18 protein-coding genes are annotated in these 19986 nt (G+C 72.4%); 8 read left to right on the top strand and 10 right to left on the bottom strand.

Features of this window, described 5'->3' with window-relative positions; all coding sequences use genetic code 11:
* Positions 1–122: 122 nt before the first annotated feature.
* Positions 123–3116: an excinuclease ABC subunit UvrA gene (gene uvrA / locus ACZ4FH_RS11740; protein WP_467304080.1), complete on the bottom strand. Its 2994-nt coding sequence runs from the start codon at positions 3114–3116 to the stop codon at positions 123–125.
* A 174-nt stretch (positions 3117–3290) separates the two neighbouring features.
* Between uvrA and ACZ4FH_RS11745 the strand changes: the two genes are divergently transcribed.
* Positions 3291–3980, top strand: a complete 690-nt coding sequence (locus ACZ4FH_RS11745) for a maleylpyruvate isomerase family mycothiol-dependent enzyme (protein ID WP_467304082.1) — start codon at positions 3291–3293, stop codon at positions 3978–3980.
* Positions 3981–3990: 10 nt separating this feature from the next.
* Positions 3991–4647, top strand: coding sequence for an MBL fold metallo-hydrolase (locus ACZ4FH_RS11750; RefSeq protein WP_467304084.1), 657 nt, complete (start codon positions 3991–3993; stop codon positions 4645–4647).
* 59 nt (positions 4648–4706) lie between these two features.
* On the opposite strand, the gene ACZ4FH_RS11755 is transcribed toward ACZ4FH_RS11750, so the two are convergent.
* The 5 genes from ACZ4FH_RS11755 to ACZ4FH_RS11775 all read right to left on the bottom strand — a co-directional run bounded on the left by ACZ4FH_RS11755 (position 4707) and on the right by ACZ4FH_RS11775 (position 11855).
* Positions 4707–5717, bottom strand: coding sequence for a TerC family protein (locus ACZ4FH_RS11755; protein ID WP_467304085.1), 1011 nt, complete (start codon positions 5715–5717; stop codon positions 4707–4709).
* Positions 5718–5969: 252 nt separating this feature from the next.
* Complete coding sequence (locus ACZ4FH_RS11760; RefSeq protein WP_467304086.1) at positions 5970–7958, bottom strand: TerD family protein; 1989 nt, start codon at positions 7956–7958, stop codon at positions 5970–5972.
* Between the two features lie 136 nt (positions 7959–8094).
* Complete coding sequence (locus ACZ4FH_RS11765; RefSeq protein ID WP_383643875.1) at positions 8095–8673, bottom strand: TerD family protein; 579 nt, start codon at positions 8671–8673, stop codon at positions 8095–8097.
* A 131-nt stretch (positions 8674–8804) separates the two neighbouring features.
* Positions 8805–10937 (bottom strand): excinuclease ABC subunit UvrB, encoded by a 2133-nt coding sequence (uvrB, locus tag ACZ4FH_RS11770; RefSeq protein WP_383643872.1) that lies wholly within the window; start codon positions 10935–10937, stop codon positions 8805–8807.
* 39 nt (positions 10938–10976) lie between these two features.
* Positions 10977–11855 carry an MHYT domain-containing protein gene (locus ACZ4FH_RS11775; protein WP_467304088.1) on the bottom strand — a complete coding sequence of 293 codons (879 nt, stop codon included), beginning with the start codon at positions 11853–11855 and terminating at the stop codon, positions 10977–10979.
* Between the two features lie 230 nt (positions 11856–12085).
* Here ACZ4FH_RS11775 and ACZ4FH_RS11780 point away from each other — a divergent pair, with 230 nt between their 5' ends.
* The 3 genes from ACZ4FH_RS11780 (at position 12086) to ACZ4FH_RS11790 (ending at position 15032) form a co-directional block, all read left to right on the top strand.
* Entirely contained in the window at positions 12086–13057 is a 972-nt protein-coding gene (locus ACZ4FH_RS11780) for a glycerophosphodiester phosphodiesterase (RefSeq protein ID WP_467304089.1), read from the top strand.
* Positions 13058–13117: 60 nt separating this feature from the next.
* Positions 13118–13660: a methylated-DNA--[protein]-cysteine S-methyltransferase gene (locus tag ACZ4FH_RS11785; protein WP_467304091.1), complete on the top strand. Its 543-nt coding sequence runs from the start codon at positions 13118–13120 to the stop codon at positions 13658–13660.
* A 91-nt stretch (positions 13661–13751) separates the two neighbouring features.
* Complete coding sequence (locus ACZ4FH_RS11790) at positions 13752–15032, top strand: MFS transporter (protein WP_467304093.1); 1281 nt, start codon at positions 13752–13754, stop codon at positions 15030–15032.
* A 28-nt stretch (positions 15033–15060) separates the two neighbouring features.
* Here the strand turns inward: ACZ4FH_RS11790 and ACZ4FH_RS11795 are convergent, their stop codons facing one another.
* Positions 15061–15423: a cupin domain-containing protein gene (locus ACZ4FH_RS11795; RefSeq protein WP_383643856.1), complete on the bottom strand. Its 363-nt coding sequence runs from the start codon at positions 15421–15423 to the stop codon at positions 15061–15063.
* Positions 15424–15576: 153 nt separating this feature from the next.
* Here ACZ4FH_RS11795 and ACZ4FH_RS11800 point away from each other — a divergent pair, with 153 nt between their 5' ends.
* Both ACZ4FH_RS11800 and ACZ4FH_RS11805 read left to right on the top strand, forming a co-directional pair.
* Positions 15577–16521: a pseudouridine-5'-phosphate glycosidase gene (locus ACZ4FH_RS11800; protein WP_467304095.1), complete on the top strand. Its 945-nt coding sequence runs from the start codon at positions 15577–15579 to the stop codon at positions 16519–16521.
* Positions 16518–17426: a carbohydrate kinase family protein gene (locus ACZ4FH_RS11805; protein ID WP_467304096.1), complete on the top strand. Its 909-nt coding sequence runs from the start codon at positions 16518–16520 to the stop codon at positions 17424–17426. Before ACZ4FH_RS11800 ends, ACZ4FH_RS11805 begins: the two co-directional genes overlap by 4 nt.
* Positions 17427–17466: 40 nt before the next feature.
* Here ACZ4FH_RS11805 and ACZ4FH_RS11810 read toward each other — a convergent pair whose 3' ends face one another.
* Positions 17467–18120 carry a nucleoside/nucleotide kinase family protein gene (locus tag ACZ4FH_RS11810; protein WP_467304098.1) on the bottom strand — a complete coding sequence of 218 codons (654 nt, stop codon included), beginning with the start codon at positions 18118–18120 and terminating at the stop codon, positions 17467–17469.
* Positions 18121–18266: 146 nt separating this feature from the next.
* Between ACZ4FH_RS11810 and ACZ4FH_RS11815 the strand changes: the two genes are divergently transcribed.
* Positions 18267–18632: a nuclear transport factor 2 family protein gene (locus tag ACZ4FH_RS11815; protein ID WP_467304099.1), complete on the top strand. Its 366-nt coding sequence runs from the start codon at positions 18267–18269 to the stop codon at positions 18630–18632.
* 46 nt (positions 18633–18678) lie between these two features.
* On the opposite strand, the gene ACZ4FH_RS11820 is transcribed toward ACZ4FH_RS11815, so the two are convergent.
* Positions 18679–19170, bottom strand: a complete 492-nt coding sequence (locus ACZ4FH_RS11820; protein ID WP_467304101.1) for a cupin domain-containing protein — start codon at positions 19168–19170, stop codon at positions 18679–18681.
* A 122-nt stretch (positions 19171–19292) separates the two neighbouring features.
* Positions 19293–19964 carry a winged helix-turn-helix transcriptional regulator gene (locus tag ACZ4FH_RS11825; protein ID WP_467304102.1) on the bottom strand — a complete coding sequence of 224 codons (672 nt, stop codon included), beginning with the start codon at positions 19962–19964 and terminating at the stop codon, positions 19293–19295.
* Positions 19965–19986: the final 22 nt, after the last annotated feature.

A 19986-nucleotide genomic window follows, 5' to 3' on the forward strand; every position in this document is an offset into this window, starting at 1 on the left:
GCGGTGCCGGAGGCGTCCGCGCCGGGGTGGCGGACGCCGTCGGCGGCGGACGGCGCGGCGGCCCCCGGTCCGTGTACGTCCACGGGCCGGGGGCCGCCGTCCGCTGCCGGGTGCTCCCGGCGTCAGGCCTTGCGGGCCCGGGTCGCCTTCTTGGCCGCTGCCGTGCCGGTGGCGGTCTTCTTCGCCGCCGTCTTCTTCGCGGCGGCCGTCTTCGCGGCGGTCTTCCGCGCGGCCTTCCTCGGCGCCGGGAGCGCCGCCGCCTCGCTCACGCGGTCGGCGTCCAGGATGTCCTGGAGGAACTTCCCGGTGTGGCTGGCGGGGACGCCCGCCACATGCTCCGGGGTGCCCTCGGCGACGACCAGACCGCCGCCGTTGCCTCCCTCGGGTCCCATGTCGATGACCCAGTCCGCGGTCTTGATGACATCGAGGTTGTGCTCGATGACGATCACCGAGTTGCCCTTGTCGACCAGGCCGGAGAGCACCTGGATCAGCTTGGAGATGTCCTCGAAGTGCAGACCGGTGGTGGGCTCGTCCAGGACGTAGACCGTCCGGCCGGTGGAGCGCTTCTGCAGCTCGCTCGCCAGCTTCACGCGCTGGGCCTCGCCGCCGGAGAGCGTCGGCGCGGGCTGGCCGAGCCGCACGTACCCCAGGCCGACCTCGTTGAGCGTGCGCAGATGGCGGGCGATGGTCGGGACGGCCTCGAAGAACTCCAGGCCCTCCTCGATCGGCATGTCCAGCACCTCGGCGATGGACTTGCCCTTGTAGTGGACCTCCAGGGTCTCCCGGTTGTAGCGCGCCCCGTGGCAGACCTCGCACGGGACGTAGACGTCCGGCAGGAAGTTCATCTCGATCTTGATCGTGCCGTCGCCGGAGCAGTTCTCGCAGCGGCCGCCCTTGACGTTGAAGGAGAACCGGCCCGGCAGATAGCCGCGGACCTTGGCCTCCATCGTCTCCGCGAACAGCTTGCGGACGTGGTCGAAGACGCCGGTGTACGTCGCCGGGTTGGAGCGCGGCGTACGGCCGATGGGCGACTGGTCGACGTGCACCACCTTGTCGACCTGGTCGTCGCCGTCGACCCGGGTGTGCCGGCCGGGCACCGACTTGGCGCCGTTCAGCTCACGGGCCAGGTGGGTGTAGAGGATGTCGTTGACCAGCGTCGACTTACCGGATCCGGAGACGCCGGTGACGGCGGTGAGGACACCGAGCGGGAAGGAGACGTCGATGTCCCGGAGGTTGTTCTCCCGGGCGCCGTGCACCGTGAGCAGCCGCGAGGGGTCGACCGGACGCCGCACCTCGGGGGTGTCGATCGCCTTCCTGCCGCTCAGGTACTGACCGGTGATCGACTTGTCGTTGGCCAGCAGCTCCTTCAGCGATCCGGAGTGGACCACCTTGCCGCCGTGCTCGCCGGCGCCGGGGCCGATGTCGACGACCCAGTCGGCGATCTTGATGGTGTCCTCGTCGTGCTCGACGACGATGAGCGTGTTGCCCATGTCGCGGAGGCGGACCAGGGTCTCGATCAGCCGGTGGTTGTCCCGCTGGTGGAGTCCGATGGAGGGCTCGTCCAGCACATAGAGGACACCGACCAGGCCGGAGCCGATCTGGGTGGCGAGCCGGATGCGCTGGGCCTCGCCGCCGGACAGGGTGCCGGCCGCGCGGTTGAGCGAGAGATAGTCCAGGCCCACGTCGACCAGGAACCTCAGCCGCTCGTTGACCTCCTTGAGCACCCGCTCGGCGATCTTCTTGTCGCGGGCGTTCAGCTTCATCCGGCCCAGGAACTCGGCGCACTCGCTGATCGACATGGCGGAGACCTCGGCGATGGACTTCTCCATCACCGTGACCGCCAGGACGATCGGCTTGAGGCGAGTCCCCTCGCACGTGGGGCAGGGCACCTCGCGCATGTAGCCCTCGAAGCGCTCCCGGCTGGAGTCGCTCTCGGCGTCCGCGTGGCGCCGCTTGACGAACTGGACGGCGCCCTCGAAGGACGGCGTCGTATAGGCGCGCTCGCGTCCGTAGCGGTTGCGGTAGCGCACCTCGGTCTGGATCTTGTGGCCGAAGAGCAGCGCCTTCTTGGCGCGCTGGGGCAGCCCGGCCCAGGGGATGTCCGTACGGAAGCCGAGGGCGTCGGCCAGGGCCCTGATCTGGCGGCCGAAGTACTCCTTGGTGTGGCCGTGCGACCAGGGGTGGATGGCGCCCTCGTCGAGGGACTTCTCCTCGTCCGGGACGATCAGCTCGGGGTCGACCTCCATGCGGGTGCCGATGCCCGTGCAGTCGGGGCAGGCGCCGAACGGCGAGTTGAAGGAGAAGGAGCGCGGCTCCAGCTCCTCGAAGGAGAGGTCGTCGTACGGGCAGTAGAGGTGCTCCGAGTACATCCGCTCGCGCTCGGGGACGTCCTCGGGGAGGTCGACGAAGTCGAGCACGACCATGCCGCCGGAGAGGCCCAGCGCGGTCTCGACCGAGTCGGTCAGCCGGCGCTTGGCGCTGTCCTTGACGGTGAGGCGGTCGACGACCACCTCGATGGTGTGCTTCTCCTGCTTCTTGAGCGTGGGCGGCTCGGAGAGCTGGACGGTCGCGCCGTCGACCCTGGCCCGGCTGTAGCCCTTGGTCTGGAGATCGGAGAAGAGGTCGACGAACTCGCCCTTGCGCTCGCGCACCAGCGGCGAGAGCACCTGGAAGCGGCTGCCCTCGGGCAGGCCGAGGACCTTGTCGACGATCGCCTGCGGCGACTGCCGGGAGATCGGCCGGTGGCACTCGGGGCAGTGCGGCTTGCCGATCCGGGCGAAGAGCAGCCGGAGGTAGTCGTAGACCTCGGTGATCGTGCCGACCGTCGAGCGCGGGTTGCGCGAGGTCGACTTCTGGTCGATGGAGACGGCGGGCGAGAGGCCCTCGATGAAGTCGACGTCCGGCTTGTCCATCTGGCCGAGGAACTGGCGGGCGTACGAGGAGAGGGACTCCACGTAGCGCCGCTGGCCCTCGGCGAAGATCGTGTCGAACGCGAGCGACGACTTGCCCGACCCGGAGAGCCCGGTGAAGACGATCAGGGAGTCGCGGGGAAGGTCGAGCGAGACGTTCTTGAGGTTGTGCTCGCGAGCGCCACGGACGATGAGACGGTCGGCCACGCCGGTCCGCACCTTTCTAGAGGGAAGCGGGGGAACTGAGCCCCTGCCCAGGGTATGGGGGGCGCCACAGCGGTGTACGAAGCTTTCGACTCCGAGCGTATAGCACGCGCATTCGATTTACGGACGGCTGAAGACTCCTTCACCCGAATGAGTGGCGGCACTACGCTCGGGGCCATGAATGATCACGCGCACGACCTGGCCGCACTTCGGGAAGCGACCGATCGGCTGCTCAGCGCCACGGAGAAACTGGACGACGCGGCCCTCGCCGGCCCGTCACGTCTGCCGGGCTGGAGCAGGAACCATGTGGTCGCCCACCTCTCACGTAACGCCGACGCACTGGTAAATGTTCTCCGGGGCCGGCCCATGTACGCAGACAGCGAAACCCGCGACCGGGACATCGAGCGCGACGCCCTCCGCCCCCGCGCGGAGCAGCTGGCCGACCTGGCCGCGAGCGCGGAGCGCTTCATGGCGGCCGCGGCCGCGGCGGCGGACTGGTCGCGCACGGTGGAGCTGCGCAACGGCGTGACGGACTCCGCCTCCCGGATCCCGTTCCGCCGCTGGGGCGAGGTCGATCTGCACCACGTCGACCTGGGGATCGGCTACGAGCTGGAGGACCTGCCCGAGGAGTTCACCGCGCGGGAGATCGACTTCCTGGCCGAGCGGTTCGCGGGGCACCCGTCGGTTCCGTCGACCGGTCTGGTCGACGCGGCGGGCCGCACCTGGACGACCGGCGGCGGCGCGGAGGGCGGGCCCGTGGGCGTGCGCGGCACGGCGTCCGAGCTGCTGGGCTGGCTCAGCGGCCGGCGGGACGGCTCGGCCCTCACGGTCGACGGTGGATCGCTGCCCGCACTTCCTCCGCTATAGGGTGATATGCGTGACGTACAGCGGAGCGGTGAAGGTCGGCGGACGCGCGGATGTGCACGAGCTGACGGATCTGATGATTTCCAAGGTCGCGGTCGGCCCGATGAACAACAACGCCTATCTGCTGCGCTGCCGGGCCACCGGCGAGCAGCTGCTGATCGACGCGGCCGCCGAGGCCGGGACGCTGCTGCGGCTGATCGGTGACGACTCGATCGCCTCGGTCGTCACCACTCACCGGCACCGCGACCACTGGCAGGCGCTGGCCGAGGTGGTCGCGACGACGGGCGCGCGGACGTACGCCGGGCGGTTCGACGCCGAGGGGATCGAGGTCCCCACGGAGGTGCTGGTCGAGGACGGCGACACCGTGCTCGTGGGCGAGGTCGCGCTGACCGCCCGCCATCTGACCGGTCACACCCCCGGATCGATCGCGCTGGTCTACGACGACCCGCACGGCGCCCCGCACCTGTTCACCGGCGACTGCCTCTTCCCCGGCGGGGTCGGCAACACCCGCCGGGACCCCGAGGCCTTCGCGAGCCTGCTGCACGACGTGGAGACCAAGCTCTTCGACGCGCTGCCGGACGAGACCTGGGTCTACCCGGGACACGGCGACGACACCACGCTCGGCGCCGAGCGCCCGCATCTCCCGGAGTGGCGCGCCCGGGGCTGGTGACGGCGTACGCGAGAAGGGGTGCGGGCGCACATCGCGCCCGCACCCCTTCTTCACGCCGTTCAGGCGTCGATACCGGCGCCCCGGTCCGGGGAGTCCTCGGACTCGGCGGCCTTCGCGGCCTCCGCCGCCGTCTGCTTCCGCGTGGCCATCAGGCTGGTGATCGTGGTGATCACCAGGACGCCGCAGATGACGCCGAGCGAGACCGGGATCGAGATCTCGGGGACGTGCACCCCGGATTCGTGCAGTGCGTGCAGCACCAGCTTGACGCCGATGAAGCCGAGGATCACCGAGAGCCCGTAGCTGAGGTGGACCAGCTTCTTGAGCAGTCCGCCGATCAGGAAGTACAGCTGCCGCAGCCCCATGAGCGCGAAGGCGTTGGCGGTGAAGACGATGTACGGGTCCTGGGTCAGGCCGAAGATCGCGGGGATCGAGTCCAGCGCGAACAGCACGTCGGTGGTGCCGATGGCGAGCATGACGACCATGAGGGGCGTCAGGACGCGCTTGCCGTTGACCCGGATGAAGAGCTTCGTGCCGTGGTAGCGGTCGGCGACGCCGAAGCGGCGCTCGATGTTCTTGAGGAGCCGGTTCTCCTCGAACTCCTCGTCCTCCTCGTCGGCCCGCGCCTCCTGGATGAGCTTCCAGGCGGTGTAGATCAGGAACGCGCCGAAGATGTAGAAGACCCAGGAGAAGTTGGCGATGACCGCCGCGCCCGCGGCGATGAACACCGCTCTGAGCACCAGCGCGATGAGCACACCGATCAGGAGCACCCGCTGCTGGAGGTGGGAGGGCACCGAGAACTTCGCCATGATCAGCACGAAGACGAAGAGGTTGTCGACGCTGAGCGACTTCTCGGTGATGAAGCCGGCGAAGAACTCGCCCGAGGCCTGGCTCTCGCCGAAGACGAGCAGGCCGAGCCCGAAGAGAACGGCCAGGGCGATCCAGACGACGGTCCAGATTCCGGCTTCCTTGGTCGACACGTCATGGGGCTTGCGCCCGATGAAGAAGTCGACGGCGATCAGGGCACTCAGACCGAGAATGGTCAGCACCCAGAGGGTCCATGAAACGTCCACTGCGCCTCCGGCAGTTCGCTACGGCTACTGATCAGCGTCGTCGCTGCCGGAGGTCTCTTCCACCCGGGCGCACGGGCTGCGCGCCTGGGCCGGCGCCCCGGGACCGGTCACGGTCCGTACTGACGGGAACGCCGCGTACGGGAGTACTCCCCTCCGCACCATGAACAGTACAGGGATTCCCAAGGGAAGGTAAAGAGAAAGCTAAAAGATCTCCAAAATGCCTGGTGGGGACGGGTGCGTGGAAGGGACGGCTCAGCGGCCCCCGGTACGGCGCGCGGAGGCGACCTGGGCCAGCACCTGGTCCAGGACACGGCTGCCGGGCGGCGTCCTGGGCGGCTCGTACGTCCAGGCGTGACCGACCCAGGGGTCGGCCAGATGGTCGTCGGCGACCGGAGTGATGCGCAGCAGCGAGCGCCAGAGCGGATCGAGCACCGGGCCGAATCCGGCCGCGTCCTCCCGGTCGGCGACCATCAGCAGATGCACCCCGACGGACGGCCCCTCGTCGGCGAGGTAGCGCAACTGGGTGACGGCGCGGTCGTCGAAGCCGTGCGGGAAGTCGTTGACGATGAGCAGCTGCTCGGCCGGGTCCAGGTCCGGCGGCAGGGAGTCCGCTGCCCCGGCCCTGATCGCCATCTGGACCAGGTCGACGCGCCGGGTGAGCCGGGCGAGGACCTCCGACACCCCGCCGGGTCCGGAGCCGGGCGGGCTCGCCAGCACCCCGGAGCCGGTCAGCGGGGCGAGCGCCGCGGCGGCGGAGCCGGCCGCGTCGATGACATGGACCGAGAACTCGCCCGGCGGGTAGACGGCCAGCAGCCGCGCCGCGTGCAGGACGGCGGTCTCCACGGCGAGCCGGCGCAGCTGGTCGGAGTCGGTCAGCGCCGCGGCCTCGGAGGCGGTGCGTCCGCTGTCGATCCAGATGCCGCGCTCCAGCGGCAGCCGGACGAGCAGCGGAATGCGCAGGGCGGTGTCCTCCGGCAGATGGAGGTCACCGATCCGCAGCGCCATGGGGATCTCCATCGGGACGCGGTAGCCGTGCCAGACGGGGTTGTCCCAGCCCGCGTACGCGGCGGGCAGCGCGGGCTCCACGACGGCGGCCTCGGCGGCGAGCTGCGCGAGGTCGCGGTCCAGCGCCTCGCGGGCCCGGGAGGTCAGCTCGTCGCGCTTGGCACGGGCCGCCTCCCTGGCGCGGTCGCCCGCGCCGCCGATCCGGCTGCGCGGGTCGGACAGGGTCCGCTCCAGCTCCTGGTCCATCCGGGACTCGGCGAAGTCCACCGCGCTGCGGTAGGCGGCGGTGGCGCGGGCCAGGTCCTCGAACATGCCCCAGACCTGGTTGTAGAGCCGTTCGTCCATGGACCAGCCGGTCGCGTCGCCGGCGACCGGCGTCGCGGGCCTGCCGGGCTCGGCGGGCGGCGCTGCGGGCGGGGGCGGCGGGGGCGCCGTGGACTGGCGGCGCGGGTGGGCGTAGTCGATGGGGCCGCCGGCCGGCGCGGCCGGGCCGGGGGTGGGCGCCGGGGTCACCGGCGTACCGGCCGACGGGGCGGGCTCGTCCGGCCGGGCGGGCTCCGGCCGGGGCGGTTCGGGCGCGGTGCGGGGGCGGCCGGCACCCTGGGCCGCCGCGGCTCCGCCGGCCTGCCGGACCCGGTCGCCCTCCGGGGTGCGCGGCGGGGGCGGGGCCACCGAGCGGGCCAGTCCGGCGGCCACGGCCTCCTGGATGGAGCGGGCCAGCGCGTCGGCCTCGGCGCCCAGCCCCTGGTCGGCGAGCATCGCGGCGAGACCGCCCGCGTACCCCTGGCCGACCGCGCGGACCTTCCAGGCGCCCTGCCGGCGATAGAGCTCCAGGGCGGCGACCGCGGACTCGGTGTCCAGGCCGGTCAGGGTGAAGGTGGCGATCTCGGTGCCGTCGAGTCCGGTGACGGCGACGAAGGGCGAGGCGACGGTCCCGAAGCGGGCGGGCCCGCCCGACTGCGTCGGCAGGGCGAGCAGCACCGTCACGCGGTGGACCGTCCCGGGCAGGGCGTCGAGGTCCACGGCCAGCCGGTGTTCCGCGGCGGCCTGCCGGGACACCTCCAGGCCGGGCAGCTGGGGTGCCCCGGGATGGGCTATCCACTCCGCGCCGCGCACGGTGCCGTGCTCGTCCCCGAGCGTGGCGCCGGCCACGACGGGTGTGCCGGCCGAAATCCGGACTTCCAGATGGGTCTGGGGCAAGGTGTGGTTCTGCCCCCGGACCAGCTCGGCCGTCATGGCCCTGTCCCCTCGACGAGTTGCCGCCGCACGCTGCGGTGCCGTATGTGGTCGTGATGCGGTACAGCTCCCGGCGGCCGGTGCCGCCGGGAGCTGTGCCCACCGGTGTGGGACCCCTGGACGGGGTCGGCCGGCCCTACAGGTGCGGCAGGATCGCCGGCATGAGGTCCTGGAAGGTGCGGCCGTTGGCCGGGGTGCCGATGGCGGTCATCTGCCAGCCGTTGCCCGCGCGGTGGACCTTGGCCATGATCTGCGCGGTGTACTGCCCGCCGCCGTCCAGCGTGTAGCGGGCCAGCTCCTGGCCGTTGGTCTCGTCGACGATGCGGCAGAAGGCGTTCTGCACCTCCTGGAACGTCTGGCCGGTGAAGGAGTTCACCGTGAAGACGATCTGGTCGATGTGGACCGGCACCCGCTGGAGGTCGACCAGGATCGCCTCGTCGTCGCCGCCCGAACCGGCGCCGCCGACCAGGTTGTCCCCGGTGTGCTTGACCGAGCCGTCGTCACTGACCAGGTGCCGGAAGAACACGACGTCCACCGGCTGCTTGTCGGCGAACAGGACCGCCGAGGCGTCCAGGTCGATCTCCCGGGTGCGCGATCCGAACAGACCGCGGCGCGGGGCCGCCTGCCAGCCGAGCCCCATCCGTACCGCGGTCAGGGTTCCCCCGTCGCCCTTCTGCAGGCTGATGGCCTGGCCCTTGGTCATATTGACCGTCACGCGCTGTCCCCTCTCCGCTGTCCCCGCAACCATCCGTGCGCGGTTTCCCCGCACCCTACGCAGTCGCACGGCCCGTGCTGACGCCGCGGGCCGTTTTGTGTCGGTTCTGCAACACACCGGGCCCCGTGCGCTCAGGCCAGACCCGCCTCACGCATCTGGCGCAACTCCTTCTTCAACTCCCCCACCTCGTCGCGGAGTCGGGCGGCCACCTCGAACTGCAGATCCGCCGCCGCCGCGCGCATCCGGTCGGTCATCTCCTCGATGATCGCGGCCAGTTCGGTGGCCGGGCGGTCCGTGACGGCGGCCGCGTCCCCGGCGCCCTTCCGCTTGCCGGCCGTCGCTCCGGCCGCCTTGCCGCCCAGCGCGGGCACGGGGGCCTTGGCGCCCTTGGTCTGGCGGTAGCCGGTGCCGAGCAGCTGCTCGGTGTCGACCTCCTCGCGGGCGATCGTGGCGACGATGTCGTTGATCTTCTTGCGCAGCGGCTGCGGGTCGATCCCGCGCTCGGTGTTGTACGCGATCTGCTTCTCGCGGCGGCGGTTGGTCTCGTCGATGGCCTGGGCCATGGCCGGGGTGATCGTGTCCGCGTACATGTGGACCTGTCCGGAGACGTTGCGCGCCGCGCGCCCGATGGTCTGGATCAGCGAGGTGCCCGAACGCAGGAAACCCTGTTTGTCCGCGTCGAGGATGGCCACGAGCGAGACCTCGGGCAGGTCGAGTCCCTCGCGCAGGAGGTTGATGCCGACCAGGACGTCGTACTCGCCGCTGCGCAGCTCGCGCAGCAGCTCGATGCGGCGCAGGGTGTCGACGTCGCTGTGCAGATAGCGGACCTGGATCCCCAGCTCCAGGAGGTAGTCCGTGAGGTCCTCGGACATCTTCTTGGTGAGCGTGGTGACCAGGACGCGCTCGTCGCGTTCGGTGCGCTTGCGGATCTCGTGCACCAGGTCGTCGATCTGGCCCTCGGTGGGCTTCACGACGACCTCGGGGTCGACGAGGCCGGTGGGGCGGATGATCTGCTCCACGAAGCCGTCGCCCCGGGACAGCTCGTAGTTCCCCGGTGTCGCGGAGAGGTAGACCGTCTGGTCGATCCGCTGGAGGAACTCCTCCCACTTCAGCGGGCGGTTGTCCAGGGCGGAGGGCAGCCGGAAGCCGTGGTCGACGAGGGTCCGCTTGCGGGAGGCGTCGCCCTCGTACATCGCGCCGATCTGCGGGACCGTGACGTGCGATTCGTCGAGGACCAGGAGGAAGTCCTCGGGGAAGTAGTCGAGGAGGGTGTGCGGCGCGGTGCCGGGGGCGCGGTCGTCGAAGTGCATCGAGTAGTTCTCGACGCCGGAGCAGGTGCCGATCTGGCGGAGCATCTCGATGTCGTACGTGGTGCGCATGCGCAGCCGCTGGGCCTCCAGCATCTTGCCCTGCTTCTCCAGCTCGGCCAGGCGCTCCTCCAGCTCCCGCTCGATGCCGTTGACCGCCTTCTCCATGCGCTCGGGTCCCGCCACGTAGTGGCTGGCGGGGAAGACGTGCAGGGTGCGGTCCTCGCTGATGACCTCGCCGGTGAGCGGGTGGAGGGTGGAGAGCGCCTCGATCTCGTCGCCGAACATCTCGATGCGGACGGCGAGCTCCTCGTAGACCGGGAAGATCTCGATGGTGTCGCCGCGCACCCGGAAGGTGCCCCGGGCGAAGGCCAGGTCGTTGCGGGTGTACTGCATCTCGACGAAGCGGCGCAGCAGCTGGTCGCGGTCGATCTCGTCGCCCACGGTGAGCTGGACCATCCGGTCCACGTACTCCTGCGGGGTGCCGAGGCCGTAGATGCAGGAGACGGAGGCGACCACCACGACGTCACGCCGGGTGAGCAGGGAATTCGTCGCGGAGTGGCGCAGCCGCTCGACCTCCTCGTTGATGGAGGAGTCCTTCTCGATGTAGGTGTCCGACTGCGGGACGTACGCCTCGGGCTGGTAGTAGTCGTAGTACGAGACGAAGTACTCGACGGCGTTGTTGGGCAGGAGCTCGCGGAACTCGTTGGCCAGCTGGGCGGCGAGGGTCTTGTTCGGCGCCATCACCAGGGTGGGGCGCTGCAGCTTCTCGATCATCCAGGCGGTGGTCGCCGATTTTCCGGTGCCGGTCGCGCCGAGGAGGACGACGTCCTTCTCCCCCGCGCGGATACGCCGCTCCAGCTCGGCGATGGCCGCCGGCTGGTCGCCGCTGGGCTGGTAGGGACTGACGACCTCGAAAGGCGCCACCGTGCGTTCGATCTTCGAAACGGGCCGCATGGATCCACCGTACGACCCGCCACTGACAACGGGGGCGCGTCACCATTCCCGAGGGGGCGCGTAGTCCCGTCGCTGGGTGTGGAACGAGGCCGGATCGGCGTGGGTGCCGAACCGGGGCAGCTGGCTGCGGGCCGGTACGCCGGGGGCCCGCGCGGCCGCCGGGTCGTCCCAGTCGGGCGTGCCCATGACGACCAGCGGGTCGAACATCACGACGACCGCGGCGAGCAGCAGGAAGCAGACGGGTCCGATCATCAGGGGCACGAGGACCGAGGTGGCGCTGTCGCCGGTGACGGAGGCGGTGGGGGACGCGGCCGGGTGGAGGTGGACCCGGAGCGCCGCCATCCCGGTGTAGTGCATGCCGCTGACCGCGACGCCCATCACGACGCTGGCGCCGAGGCTGGGCAGGAAGCCGTGGATGGAGACGGCGGCCCAGAGGGCGGCGGTGGCGGCGACCACGGCGACGACCACGGAGAGCGACACGGTGAACGTGTCGTACTCGAACCGCCCATCAAGCCGCATGCCCGCCATGCCGAGGTAGTGCATGGAGGCCACACCGAGTCCGGTGATCGTGCCTCCCGTCACCAGGGCCATCGGGGTGGCGCCCCGGTAGCCGACCAGGAAGATCCCCACACCGACCATGACGATCGCGACGGCGAGGCTGGCGAAGGTGATCGGTTTGTCGTAGCCGATCGGCGTCTCCTCGACGGTGAACCCCACCATCGCGATGAAGTGCATCGTCCAGATGCCCGACCCTATGGAGGTCGCCCCGAGAGCGAGCCACCCCGCCTTGAAGGAGCGTTCGGTGCGCAGGGAGCGGGTGGTGCAGCGCAGGCCCAGGGCCGCACCGAGGCAGGCCATGAGAAAGGCGGCCACGGGGGTGACCACCCCGTAGCCGAAACCGTCGACAGTGCCCTGCATGTTCGTACGCCCTTCGCAGTAGCCCGGGTTCGGACGACCTTAAGGCGCAGGGCCCGGCAAACAAACAGAAGAGCTGCATTTTATCGGCCGGGGCGGTGGCCCGTGACCCGGTTCGCGTGCCCCGTTCATGTCGTGGCCACGCTTCTCCGGTCCCCCGTTCGGCGGCGGCTGGGACCCTCGGCCCGTCGTCGCTCCGACGGCCGTCCGACCCTCTGACGCAAGGAGTCCACGTGTACGCAGGCACCCCCAACGCCTCCGTCGCCGTCGCCGCCCTGCTGGGCGCCGGAACACTGCTGCTGTCCGCCGCGCTGACCGAGGCGCCGGACACCGGCACCGCCGGGGCCCGGCGCCCCGTGCCCGTCGCCCACGCCGCCCCCGGCGCCGGGGTCCGGACGGTGGGCGACCCGTCCCGGCGCCCGGACGGGGCGCCGGTCGTCATCGCCCACCGGGGCGCGTCCGCCTACGCCCCGGAGAACACCCTGGCGGCCGTGGACCGGGCCGACGCCCTGGGCTTCGACTGGGTGGAGAACGACGTCCAGCTCACCCGGGACGGCGTGCCGGTCGTCGTCCACGACACCGGTCTGAAGCGGACCACGGACGCCGAGGAGGTCTTCCCGGACCGCTCCCCCTGGGCGGTCGGGGACTTCACGGCGGCGGAGATCGCCCGGCTGGACGCGGGGAGCTGGTTCGGCGCGCGGTTCGCCGGGGCCCGGGTGCCCACGCTGCGGCAGTACCTGCGGCGCCTCACGGAGAACGGGCAGAACCTGCTGCTGGAGATCAAGAGCCCGGAGCGCTACCCGGGCATCGAGGAGGCCACCCTGGCGGTCCTGGGGCAGGAGGGCTGGCTGGACGGTCCGCACGTCCGTGACCGGCTGGTGGTCCAGAGCTTCGACGCGGACAGCGTCCGTACGGTGCACGCCCGGCGCCCCGACGTCGTCACCGGGGTGCTGGGGGCCCCGGCCCGGGGCGAGCTGCCCGCCTACGCGCGGTTCACGGACCGGATCAACCCCTCGCACACCTCGCTGACCGCCGAGTACGTGGCGGCGGTGCACGCGCTGAAGGGGCCGCACGGCGCCCCGCTCCAGGTCGACGCGTGGACGGTCAACGACGCGCGTGCCGCGCTCCGGGTGAGCGGGTTCGGCGTGGACGGCATCATCACCAACGCCCCCGACGTGGTGCGCGAGGCGACGACCACCGGCTGAGTCCCGGGCCGGGGTCCCGGCCGCCGGGCGTTGTCAGTGGGCGGCCGTACGGTGGGGACCATGAACAGCAACGGGGTTGTCGAGTGGGCCGTCGTCGACAGCGACATCGGCCCGCTGATGCTGGCCGCGACCGAGGCCGGGCTGGTGGCCGTGGTCTTCCACGCCCGTCCCGCGGTGCGGGACCGGATGCTGGAGCGGCTGCGGTCCCGGCTCGGTGCCGAGCCCGTGGAGGCGCCCGGCTCGGCCCGGCTGGCCGAGCCGATACGCCAGCTCGCGGCGTACTTCGCGGGCACGCTGCGGGAGTTCTCGCTCGACCTGGACTGGTCGCTCACCGGCGGCTTCAACCGCCAGGTGCTGCGCGAGCTGGCGACGGGCGTGCCGTACGGCGCCGTCGCGGGGTACGGGGAGCTCGCCGAGCGGGTGGGGCAGCCCGGGGCCGCGCAGGCGGTCGGCGCGGCCATGGGGTCGAACCCGCTGCCGGTGGTCGTGCCGTGCCACCGGGTGGTGGAGAGCGACGGGGGCCTCGGGGGCTTCGGCGGCGGGCTGGAGACCAAGCGGCGGCTGCTGGCGCTGGAGGGCGTGCTGCCGCAGCCGCTGTTCTGAGCCCCGGACCGGCCGCCGGGACCCGGACGCGCAGGTCGGGGGCGGACAGGGGGCGTTCTCGTACGCGCGTGCGAGCTGGCACACTGCCTCGGTGACCCACACCCTCGACAACTCCGACGGGACCCGCCCCGTGCCTCCGGACGCGGCGGCCGACCTGCCCGGACTGCGGCGCAGGACGACCGCCGTGCTCATCGCCGGGCAGATACTCGGCGGCCTCGGCGTGCCCATCGGCATCGCCCTGGCCCCCGTGCTCGCCACGGAGGTCAGCGGTTCCGAGGCGCTGTCGGGGCTGGCGCCCACGGCGTCGGTGGCCGGGACGGCGCTGCTGTCGCTGCCCCTGGCCGCGCTGATGACCGCGCGGGGCCGGCGCCCCGGTCTCGTTCTGGCGTATCTGATCGGTGCGCTCGGCGCGGGGCTCGTGGTGCTGGCGACCGTGGTGGAGAACTTCCCGCTGCTGCTCGCCGGCATGGCCGCGTTCGGCGCGGGTTCCTCGGCCAACCTCCAGGCCCGGTTCGCGGCGGCCGATCTGGCGGAGCCGGAGCGGCGCGGCCGGGCGATCTCGACGGTCGTCTGGGCCACGACGATCGGCTCGGTGCTCGGGCCGAACATCGCGGCCCCGGCGGGCCGGGTCTTCCGCGGCGGCGCGATCCCGGAGACGGCCGGCCCGTTCGTCTGGGCGGCCGGGACCTTCCTGCTGGCCGCGGTGGTGATCGCGGTGCTGCTGCGCCCCGATCCGCTGCTCACGGCCCGTGCCCTGGCCCCGCGGGAGAGCGCCTCGGCCCAGGACCGTTCGCTGCGGGCCGGGATGGCGGCCGTCCGGGCCTCGCCGATGGCCCGGCTCGCCCTGGTGACCGTGGCCGTCTCGCACACCGCGATGGTGTCGATCATGGTGATGACCCCGGTCGACCTCGGGCACCACGGTGCGGACCTCCAGCTGATCGGCCTGGTGATCAGCGGCCACATCGCCGGGATGTACGCGTTCTCGCCGGTGATGGGATGGCTGTCGGACCGTTTCGGGCGACTGGCCGTGATCGGCCTCGCGGTGGGGCTGCTCTCGCTGGCCGCGCTGCTGGCCGGGACGGCGGGCGCCGCGCACGGCCGGACCGCGGCCGGGCTGTTCGTCCTGGGGCTCGGCTGGTCCGCGGGGCTCGTCGCGGGTTCGGCGCTGCTCACCGATTCCGTGCCGCAGCCCGCCCGCGCCGCCGTCCAGGGCCTGTCGGACCTCACGATGAACGCGGCGGCGGGCGTCGGCGGGGCGGTCGCCGGGGTGATCGTCTCCCGGGCGAGCTACGGATGGCTCAACCTGGCGGGCGCCTGTCTGCTGCTGCCGATGGCGGCGCTGGTCCTGCGCCGGACGCTCAGGCCCGCCTGACGGCACGGGCGGCCCGAGCGCCCTTCCGTCAGAGGCTGATGTGGTACGCCTTGCGCAGCGTCTCGTGGACGGTCCACGTCGTCCGGTCGCCCTCGCGCAGCACACAGGCGTCGCCGGGTCCGATCTCCAGCGTGGCGCCGCCCTCGACCGCCACGGTGGCGCGTCCGCTGACGACCACGAACAGTTCGTCGGCCTCGGTGTCCGTGACGACGCCCGGCGTGATCTGCCAGATCCCGCGCAACTGCTTGCCGTCGGCCGACTCCCACAGCACCTTGCCGGTGACCTCGGGGGTGCCCTCGACGATCTGGGACGGATCGAGGGGCTCCGGTTCGAGCACGGCGTCGGGGATGTGGACGGAATACGACGCAGGGGCGTGATCATTTGTGGTCATGGCCGGTCACTTTAGCGATCGATTCCAAGGGCTTACCCCCGGGTCCGCCTTCCGACGGAGGGGCGCGCCCCGGTGCGGGGACGGAGCGCCCGGCGAACCCGTCGCGCGCCCGTGGACGTTTGAGCGCACCCCGTACGCGACAGGGATGTGGACATGTCACAAACCGAGTCCTTCGACGCCTCCCCGTACGCCCCGGTCCTCTCCGCGGAGGTGCGGGCCGCCCTCGCCACGGACCGGCCGGTCGTCGCGTTGGAGTCGACGATCATCTCGCACGGTCTGCCCCGCCCCCGCAATCTGCGGGTCGCCGAGGAACTGGAGGCCGTCGTGCGCGCGCACGGCGCCGTTCCCGCGACGATCGCCGTGCTGGACGGCCGGGCCAGGATCGGCCTGGACAAGGCCCAGTTGGAGCGCGTCGCCGAGGACGAGGGGCTGCGCAAACTCGGCCACCGGGATCTCGCCCCGGCGCTGGCCACCGGGGCGAGCGGGGCGACGACCGTCTCCGCGACCGCCTTCCTCGCGGCGCGTGCGGGGCTGCGCGTCTTCGCCACGGGCGGGCTCGGCGGGGTGCACCGGGGCTGGACGCAGACCCAGGACGAGTCCGCCGATCTGCGGCTGCTGGCGCGCACCCGGATCACGGTGGTCTGCGCGGGGGTCAAGTCGATCCTGGACGTGCCCGCCACGCTCCAGCGTCTGGAGACGCTGGGGGTCGGGGTGCTCGGCTACGGCACGGACCGGTTCCCCGGCTTCCATCTGAGCAGTTCCGGCGAACCGGTCGACTGGACGGTCCGCTCCCCCGAGGAGGTCGCCGAGGTCATGGCGGCCCAGGACGCGCTGGACGGCCCGGCGGCGGCGCTGATCGTCGCGCACCCCGTACCGGAGTCGGAGCAGCTGGATCCCGCCCTGCACGACCGGGTGCTGGCCGAGGCGCTGGAGGCGTGCCGGGAGCGCGGCATCACGGGGCAGGCCGTCACCCCCTATCTGCTGGGCCATCTGGTGCGGGCGACGGGCGGGGCCTCGCTGGAGGCCAATCTCGCGGCGGTGCGCGGCAATGCGGCGCTGGCCGCGCGGATCGCGGCGGCCCGTGCGGCCGCCCGGTGACCAGCGGGTCCGGCGGTCTGCTCGTCGTCGGGGACGTGGTGACGGATGTGGTGGCGCGGCACGGCTCCGCGCTGGCGCGGGGGACGGACACGGCGGCCGGGATCCGGACCCGGGCGGGCGGCGCGGGGGCGAACGTCGCCTGCTGGGCGGCGCGTTCGGGCTGCCGGGACGTACGGCTGCTGGCCCGCGCCGGGGCCGATTCGGCGGACTGGCACCGGGGGCTGCTCACGCGGGCCGGGGTGCGGGAGCTGCTGACGGTGGACGAGGAGGCGCCGACGGGCACCGTCATCGCCCTGGTCGACGCGTCCGCCGAACGCACCTTCCTCACCGACAGCGGCGCCTCGCTCCGCCTCTCCCCCGAGGACTGGTCGCCGTCGCTGCTCGACGGCGTCGCCCGTCTCCATCTGTCCGGCTATCTCTTCTTCGCACCGTCGAGCCGGGCCACGGCGCTGCTGGCGCTGCGGGAGGCCCGGCGGCGGAACGTTCCGGTGAGCGTCGACCCGGCGTCCACCGGCTTCCTGGCGCGCCTGGGTGTCGACCGGTTCCTGTCGCTGATCGAGGGCACGGGCCTGCTGCTGCCCAACGCGGACGAGGCCCGGATGCTGACCGGGCTGCCGGAACCCGCGGACGCCGCAGCCGTGTTGAGCCTGCTCGTCGGGGACGTCGTCGTCACGCTGGGCGAGGGCGGTGCGCTGCTGGCCACGGCGGGGACCGTGACCGGCCGCGTCCCGGGGAATCCGGTGGCGGCGGTGGACTCGACGGGGGCCGGGGACGCGTTCACCGGCGCCTTCCTCGCGGCCCGGCTCGCGGGCGCCACACCCGCTCAGGCCGCGGCGGCGGGGTGCCGGGCGGGGGCGGAGGCGGTGCTGACCGTGGGCGGGCGGCCGCCGCTTCCGCCGGACTGAGCGCGCGGGCGCACGCCCGGAAGGAGCGACGGGACCGCCCCTACCCGTCCTCCCGTTTCCGCACCCCGGTCCACGCCGGGTGGTGCGGATCGTCGGCGCGGACGACGGCGTCCGCGTGTTCGGCGGGCGCCACCTCCTCCTCGTAGCGGGCGAAGGCGGGCAGCGTCCAGCGCTCGTCCTCCTCCGTGCGCCGGCGCAGCGCCCCCTCGGAGAGCCGGACGTGGACGCCGAGGTCGAACGGGAACCAGTGCCCCAGCAGGAACGGCCCGTGCAGCACCAGCACGCCGCCCCGGGGCAGTTCGCGGTAGGCGCTGCGGGTGGCGCGGTCGGTCACCGGGTCCCAGAGGTCGGGCAGGACGCGTCCGTCGCCGTCCGGCTCCAGCGGCCCGAACACCTCGCGCCACAGCGCCCCGGTGTCGAACCAGCTGCCGTAGTACGAGTCCGGGTCCCTTCTGCCGTACTCGTACCGGAGACTGGCCGGGCGCAGGAACCCCTCCGCGGACACCGTGAGCACGGAGCGGCCGCGCAGCCGCAGCGCCGCGGCGACCGCCTCGGCCAGTTCTCCGGTGCGGGCGGCGGGGGCGCCGTCGACGGCCACCTTGAGCCAGGGTCCGCCGTCGGCCGGTGCCAGCGCGTCGGCGTGCGCGGCCAGCGCGTCCGCCAGCCGTTCCCGGGTGATCGCTTCGAATCGCACCCGCCCATCATGGCCTGCCCGCGACGGCGGCCCGGCGGCGGAGCCACGCGCACCCCGCGCCCCTGGGACGTCCCGTCCGTCCCACGGGACACTCCTGCCACCGAAAGACCTGGCCGCGCGCCGTGCGTCCGTCTACGGTCGTCGTCATGGATCTCGCCTTCGCCCGTACGTTCGCCGCGACCTGGCAGGACGACTGGAACTCCCACGATCTGGAACGCATCCTGGCGCACTATCACGAGGATGTGACCTTCAGCTCCCCGATGATCGCGCAGTTCACCGGGGACGCCTCGGGCACCGTGCGGGGCAAGGCCGCGCTGCGCGCGTACTGGGCGCGGGGGCTGGAGCTGATCCCCGACCTGAAGTTCGAGGTGATGGACGTACGGGTGGGCGTCGACACCGTCGTCATCGACTACCGCAACCAGATCGGCGGCCGGGTCTACGAGGTGCTGACCTTCCGCGACGGCCTCGTCGGCGCGGGTCTCGGCGCGTACGGGGAGACGCTCGCCCGCTGACGGGCGCGGGACGCCGCCGGCGCCTCGTACGCCCCGGCGCCCGGCGTCACTTCCCGCTGCCGCAGTCCGCCGCGTCGGCGTCGTCGGAGAGTTCGCTGCCCTCGGGCAGCAGATAGGTCACCCACAGGACGACGGGCTCGCTGCCCAGGTTCTGTCCGACGTGACGGTGCTTCACGCCGGACGGTTCGATGAACGAGGTGCCGGCGGGGCTCACCTCGACCGCGCAGTCGTCGAGGGTGCGGGTCAGCGTCCCGGACTTGACCACCGCGATCAGCTGGCCCCGGTGGGTGTGCCAGCCGGTGGAGCCGCCCGGCTCGATGGTGATGGTTCGGAAGGTGACGTCGGTCCGGCCCTTCGGGGTCTTCACCTTGAGCTTCCCCGCCGAGGTGCCTTGTGCCACCACGGTGCCGCTGACGCCGCTGCCGGGTGTCGCGACGGCCGACGCCGGCACCAGGCCGAGCGCCGCCACACAGCCCCCGACGAGCAGTGCCGTGCCCAGCCGCCCCGGCCGGCTCCTCGTTCCGCTGCCCCTGCCCATGGCCACTCCTCTGGTTCGTTGTCCCGGACATCCCAAATGACCGGACACTACCCCGAGGCCGACCGCGCGAATCACGCCATCACGGACGCAGCTTTTCCGCCGCGCCCGGACACCCGTTCGCCTCAGTCGCCGCGCAGCCCCACCGCCAGCGGTCCGTCGCCGGACACCTCGATCCGGCCGTCCTCCACGGCCTCCGCGAAGGTCAGTTCACCCCGGCCCAGCGCCAGGCACAGCTCCGCGTCCAGCGTGATGCGGGCGTCGGCGCGGTCGGCCGGGCCGTCCCCGTACACCGGCTCACCGGCCGCCGGCCGCCCCGTACGGACGTGGAACTCGCCCTCGTCGAGGCGCACGTCGACCACCCCGCCGGCGACCGCCGCCCCGTCCAGGACCCGGAGCAGCGGCAGGGCGAACCAGTGCGCCCGGACCGCGTCCGTGGGCCGGCGCTCCGCGAGCGCGGGGGCCCCCCACTCGGCGAGCGCGGCGAGGACGGGCAGCAGTCCGTGGCCGCGTTCGGTGAGCGCGTAGACGGTGGCGGCGGCGGGCGGGGGCAGTCTGCGGCGGACGACGAGAGCGCTCTGCTCCATGTCCTTCAGCCGCGAGGCCAGGACGTCCGTGCTGACGCCCGGCAGATCGGCGTGCAGATCGGTGTAGCGGCGCGGGCCCGCCAGCAGTTCACGGACGATCAGCAGCGTCCACCGGTCGCCGACCGCGTCCAGGGCCCGCGCCCCGGCGCAGAACTGGTCGTAACTCCGGCGGCGGGCCGGGCGGGCGGGGGGCTGTGGCTGACGTGGCATGCGACGCAGTCTAGACATGTTG

It is taken from the genome of Streptomyces sp. NPDC024555, from assembly GCF_055559335.1.

Excerpts from the sequence above, each read along its gene's own strand:
- ACZ4FH_RS11745 (WP_467304082.1), top strand. The coding sequence starts at position 3,291 with ATGAATGATCACGCGCACGACCTGGCCGCACTTCGGGAAGCGACCGAT.
- ACZ4FH_RS11760 (WP_467304086.1), bottom strand. The coding sequence starts at position 7,958 with ATGACGGCCGAGCTGGTCCGGGGGCAGAACCACACCTTGCCCCAGACC.
- uvrB (WP_383643872.1), bottom strand. The coding sequence starts at position 10,937 with ATGCGGCCCGTTTCGAAGATCGAACGCACGGTGGCGCCTTTCGAGGTC.
- ACZ4FH_RS11775 (WP_467304088.1), bottom strand. The coding sequence starts at position 11,855 with ATGCAGGGCACTGTCGACGGTTTCGGCTACGGGGTGGTCACCCCCGTG.
- ACZ4FH_RS11785 (WP_467304091.1), top strand. The coding sequence starts at position 13,118 with ATGAACAGCAACGGGGTTGTCGAGTGGGCCGTCGTCGACAGCGACATC.
- ACZ4FH_RS11795 (WP_383643856.1), bottom strand. The coding sequence starts at position 15,423 with ATGACCACAAATGATCACGCCCCTGCGTCGTATTCCGTCCACATCCCC.
- ACZ4FH_RS11800 (WP_467304095.1), top strand. The coding sequence starts at position 15,577 with ATGTCACAAACCGAGTCCTTCGACGCCTCCCCGTACGCCCCGGTCCTC.
- ACZ4FH_RS11815 (WP_467304099.1), top strand. The coding sequence starts at position 18,267 with ATGGATCTCGCCTTCGCCCGTACGTTCGCCGCGACCTGGCAGGACGAC.
- ACZ4FH_RS11820 (WP_467304101.1), bottom strand. The coding sequence starts at position 19,170 with ATGGGCAGGGGCAGCGGAACGAGGAGCCGGCCGGGGCGGCTGGGCACG.
- ACZ4FH_RS11825 (WP_467304102.1), bottom strand. The coding sequence starts at position 19,964 with ATGCCACGTCAGCCACAGCCCCCCGCCCGCCCGGCCCGCCGCCGGAGT.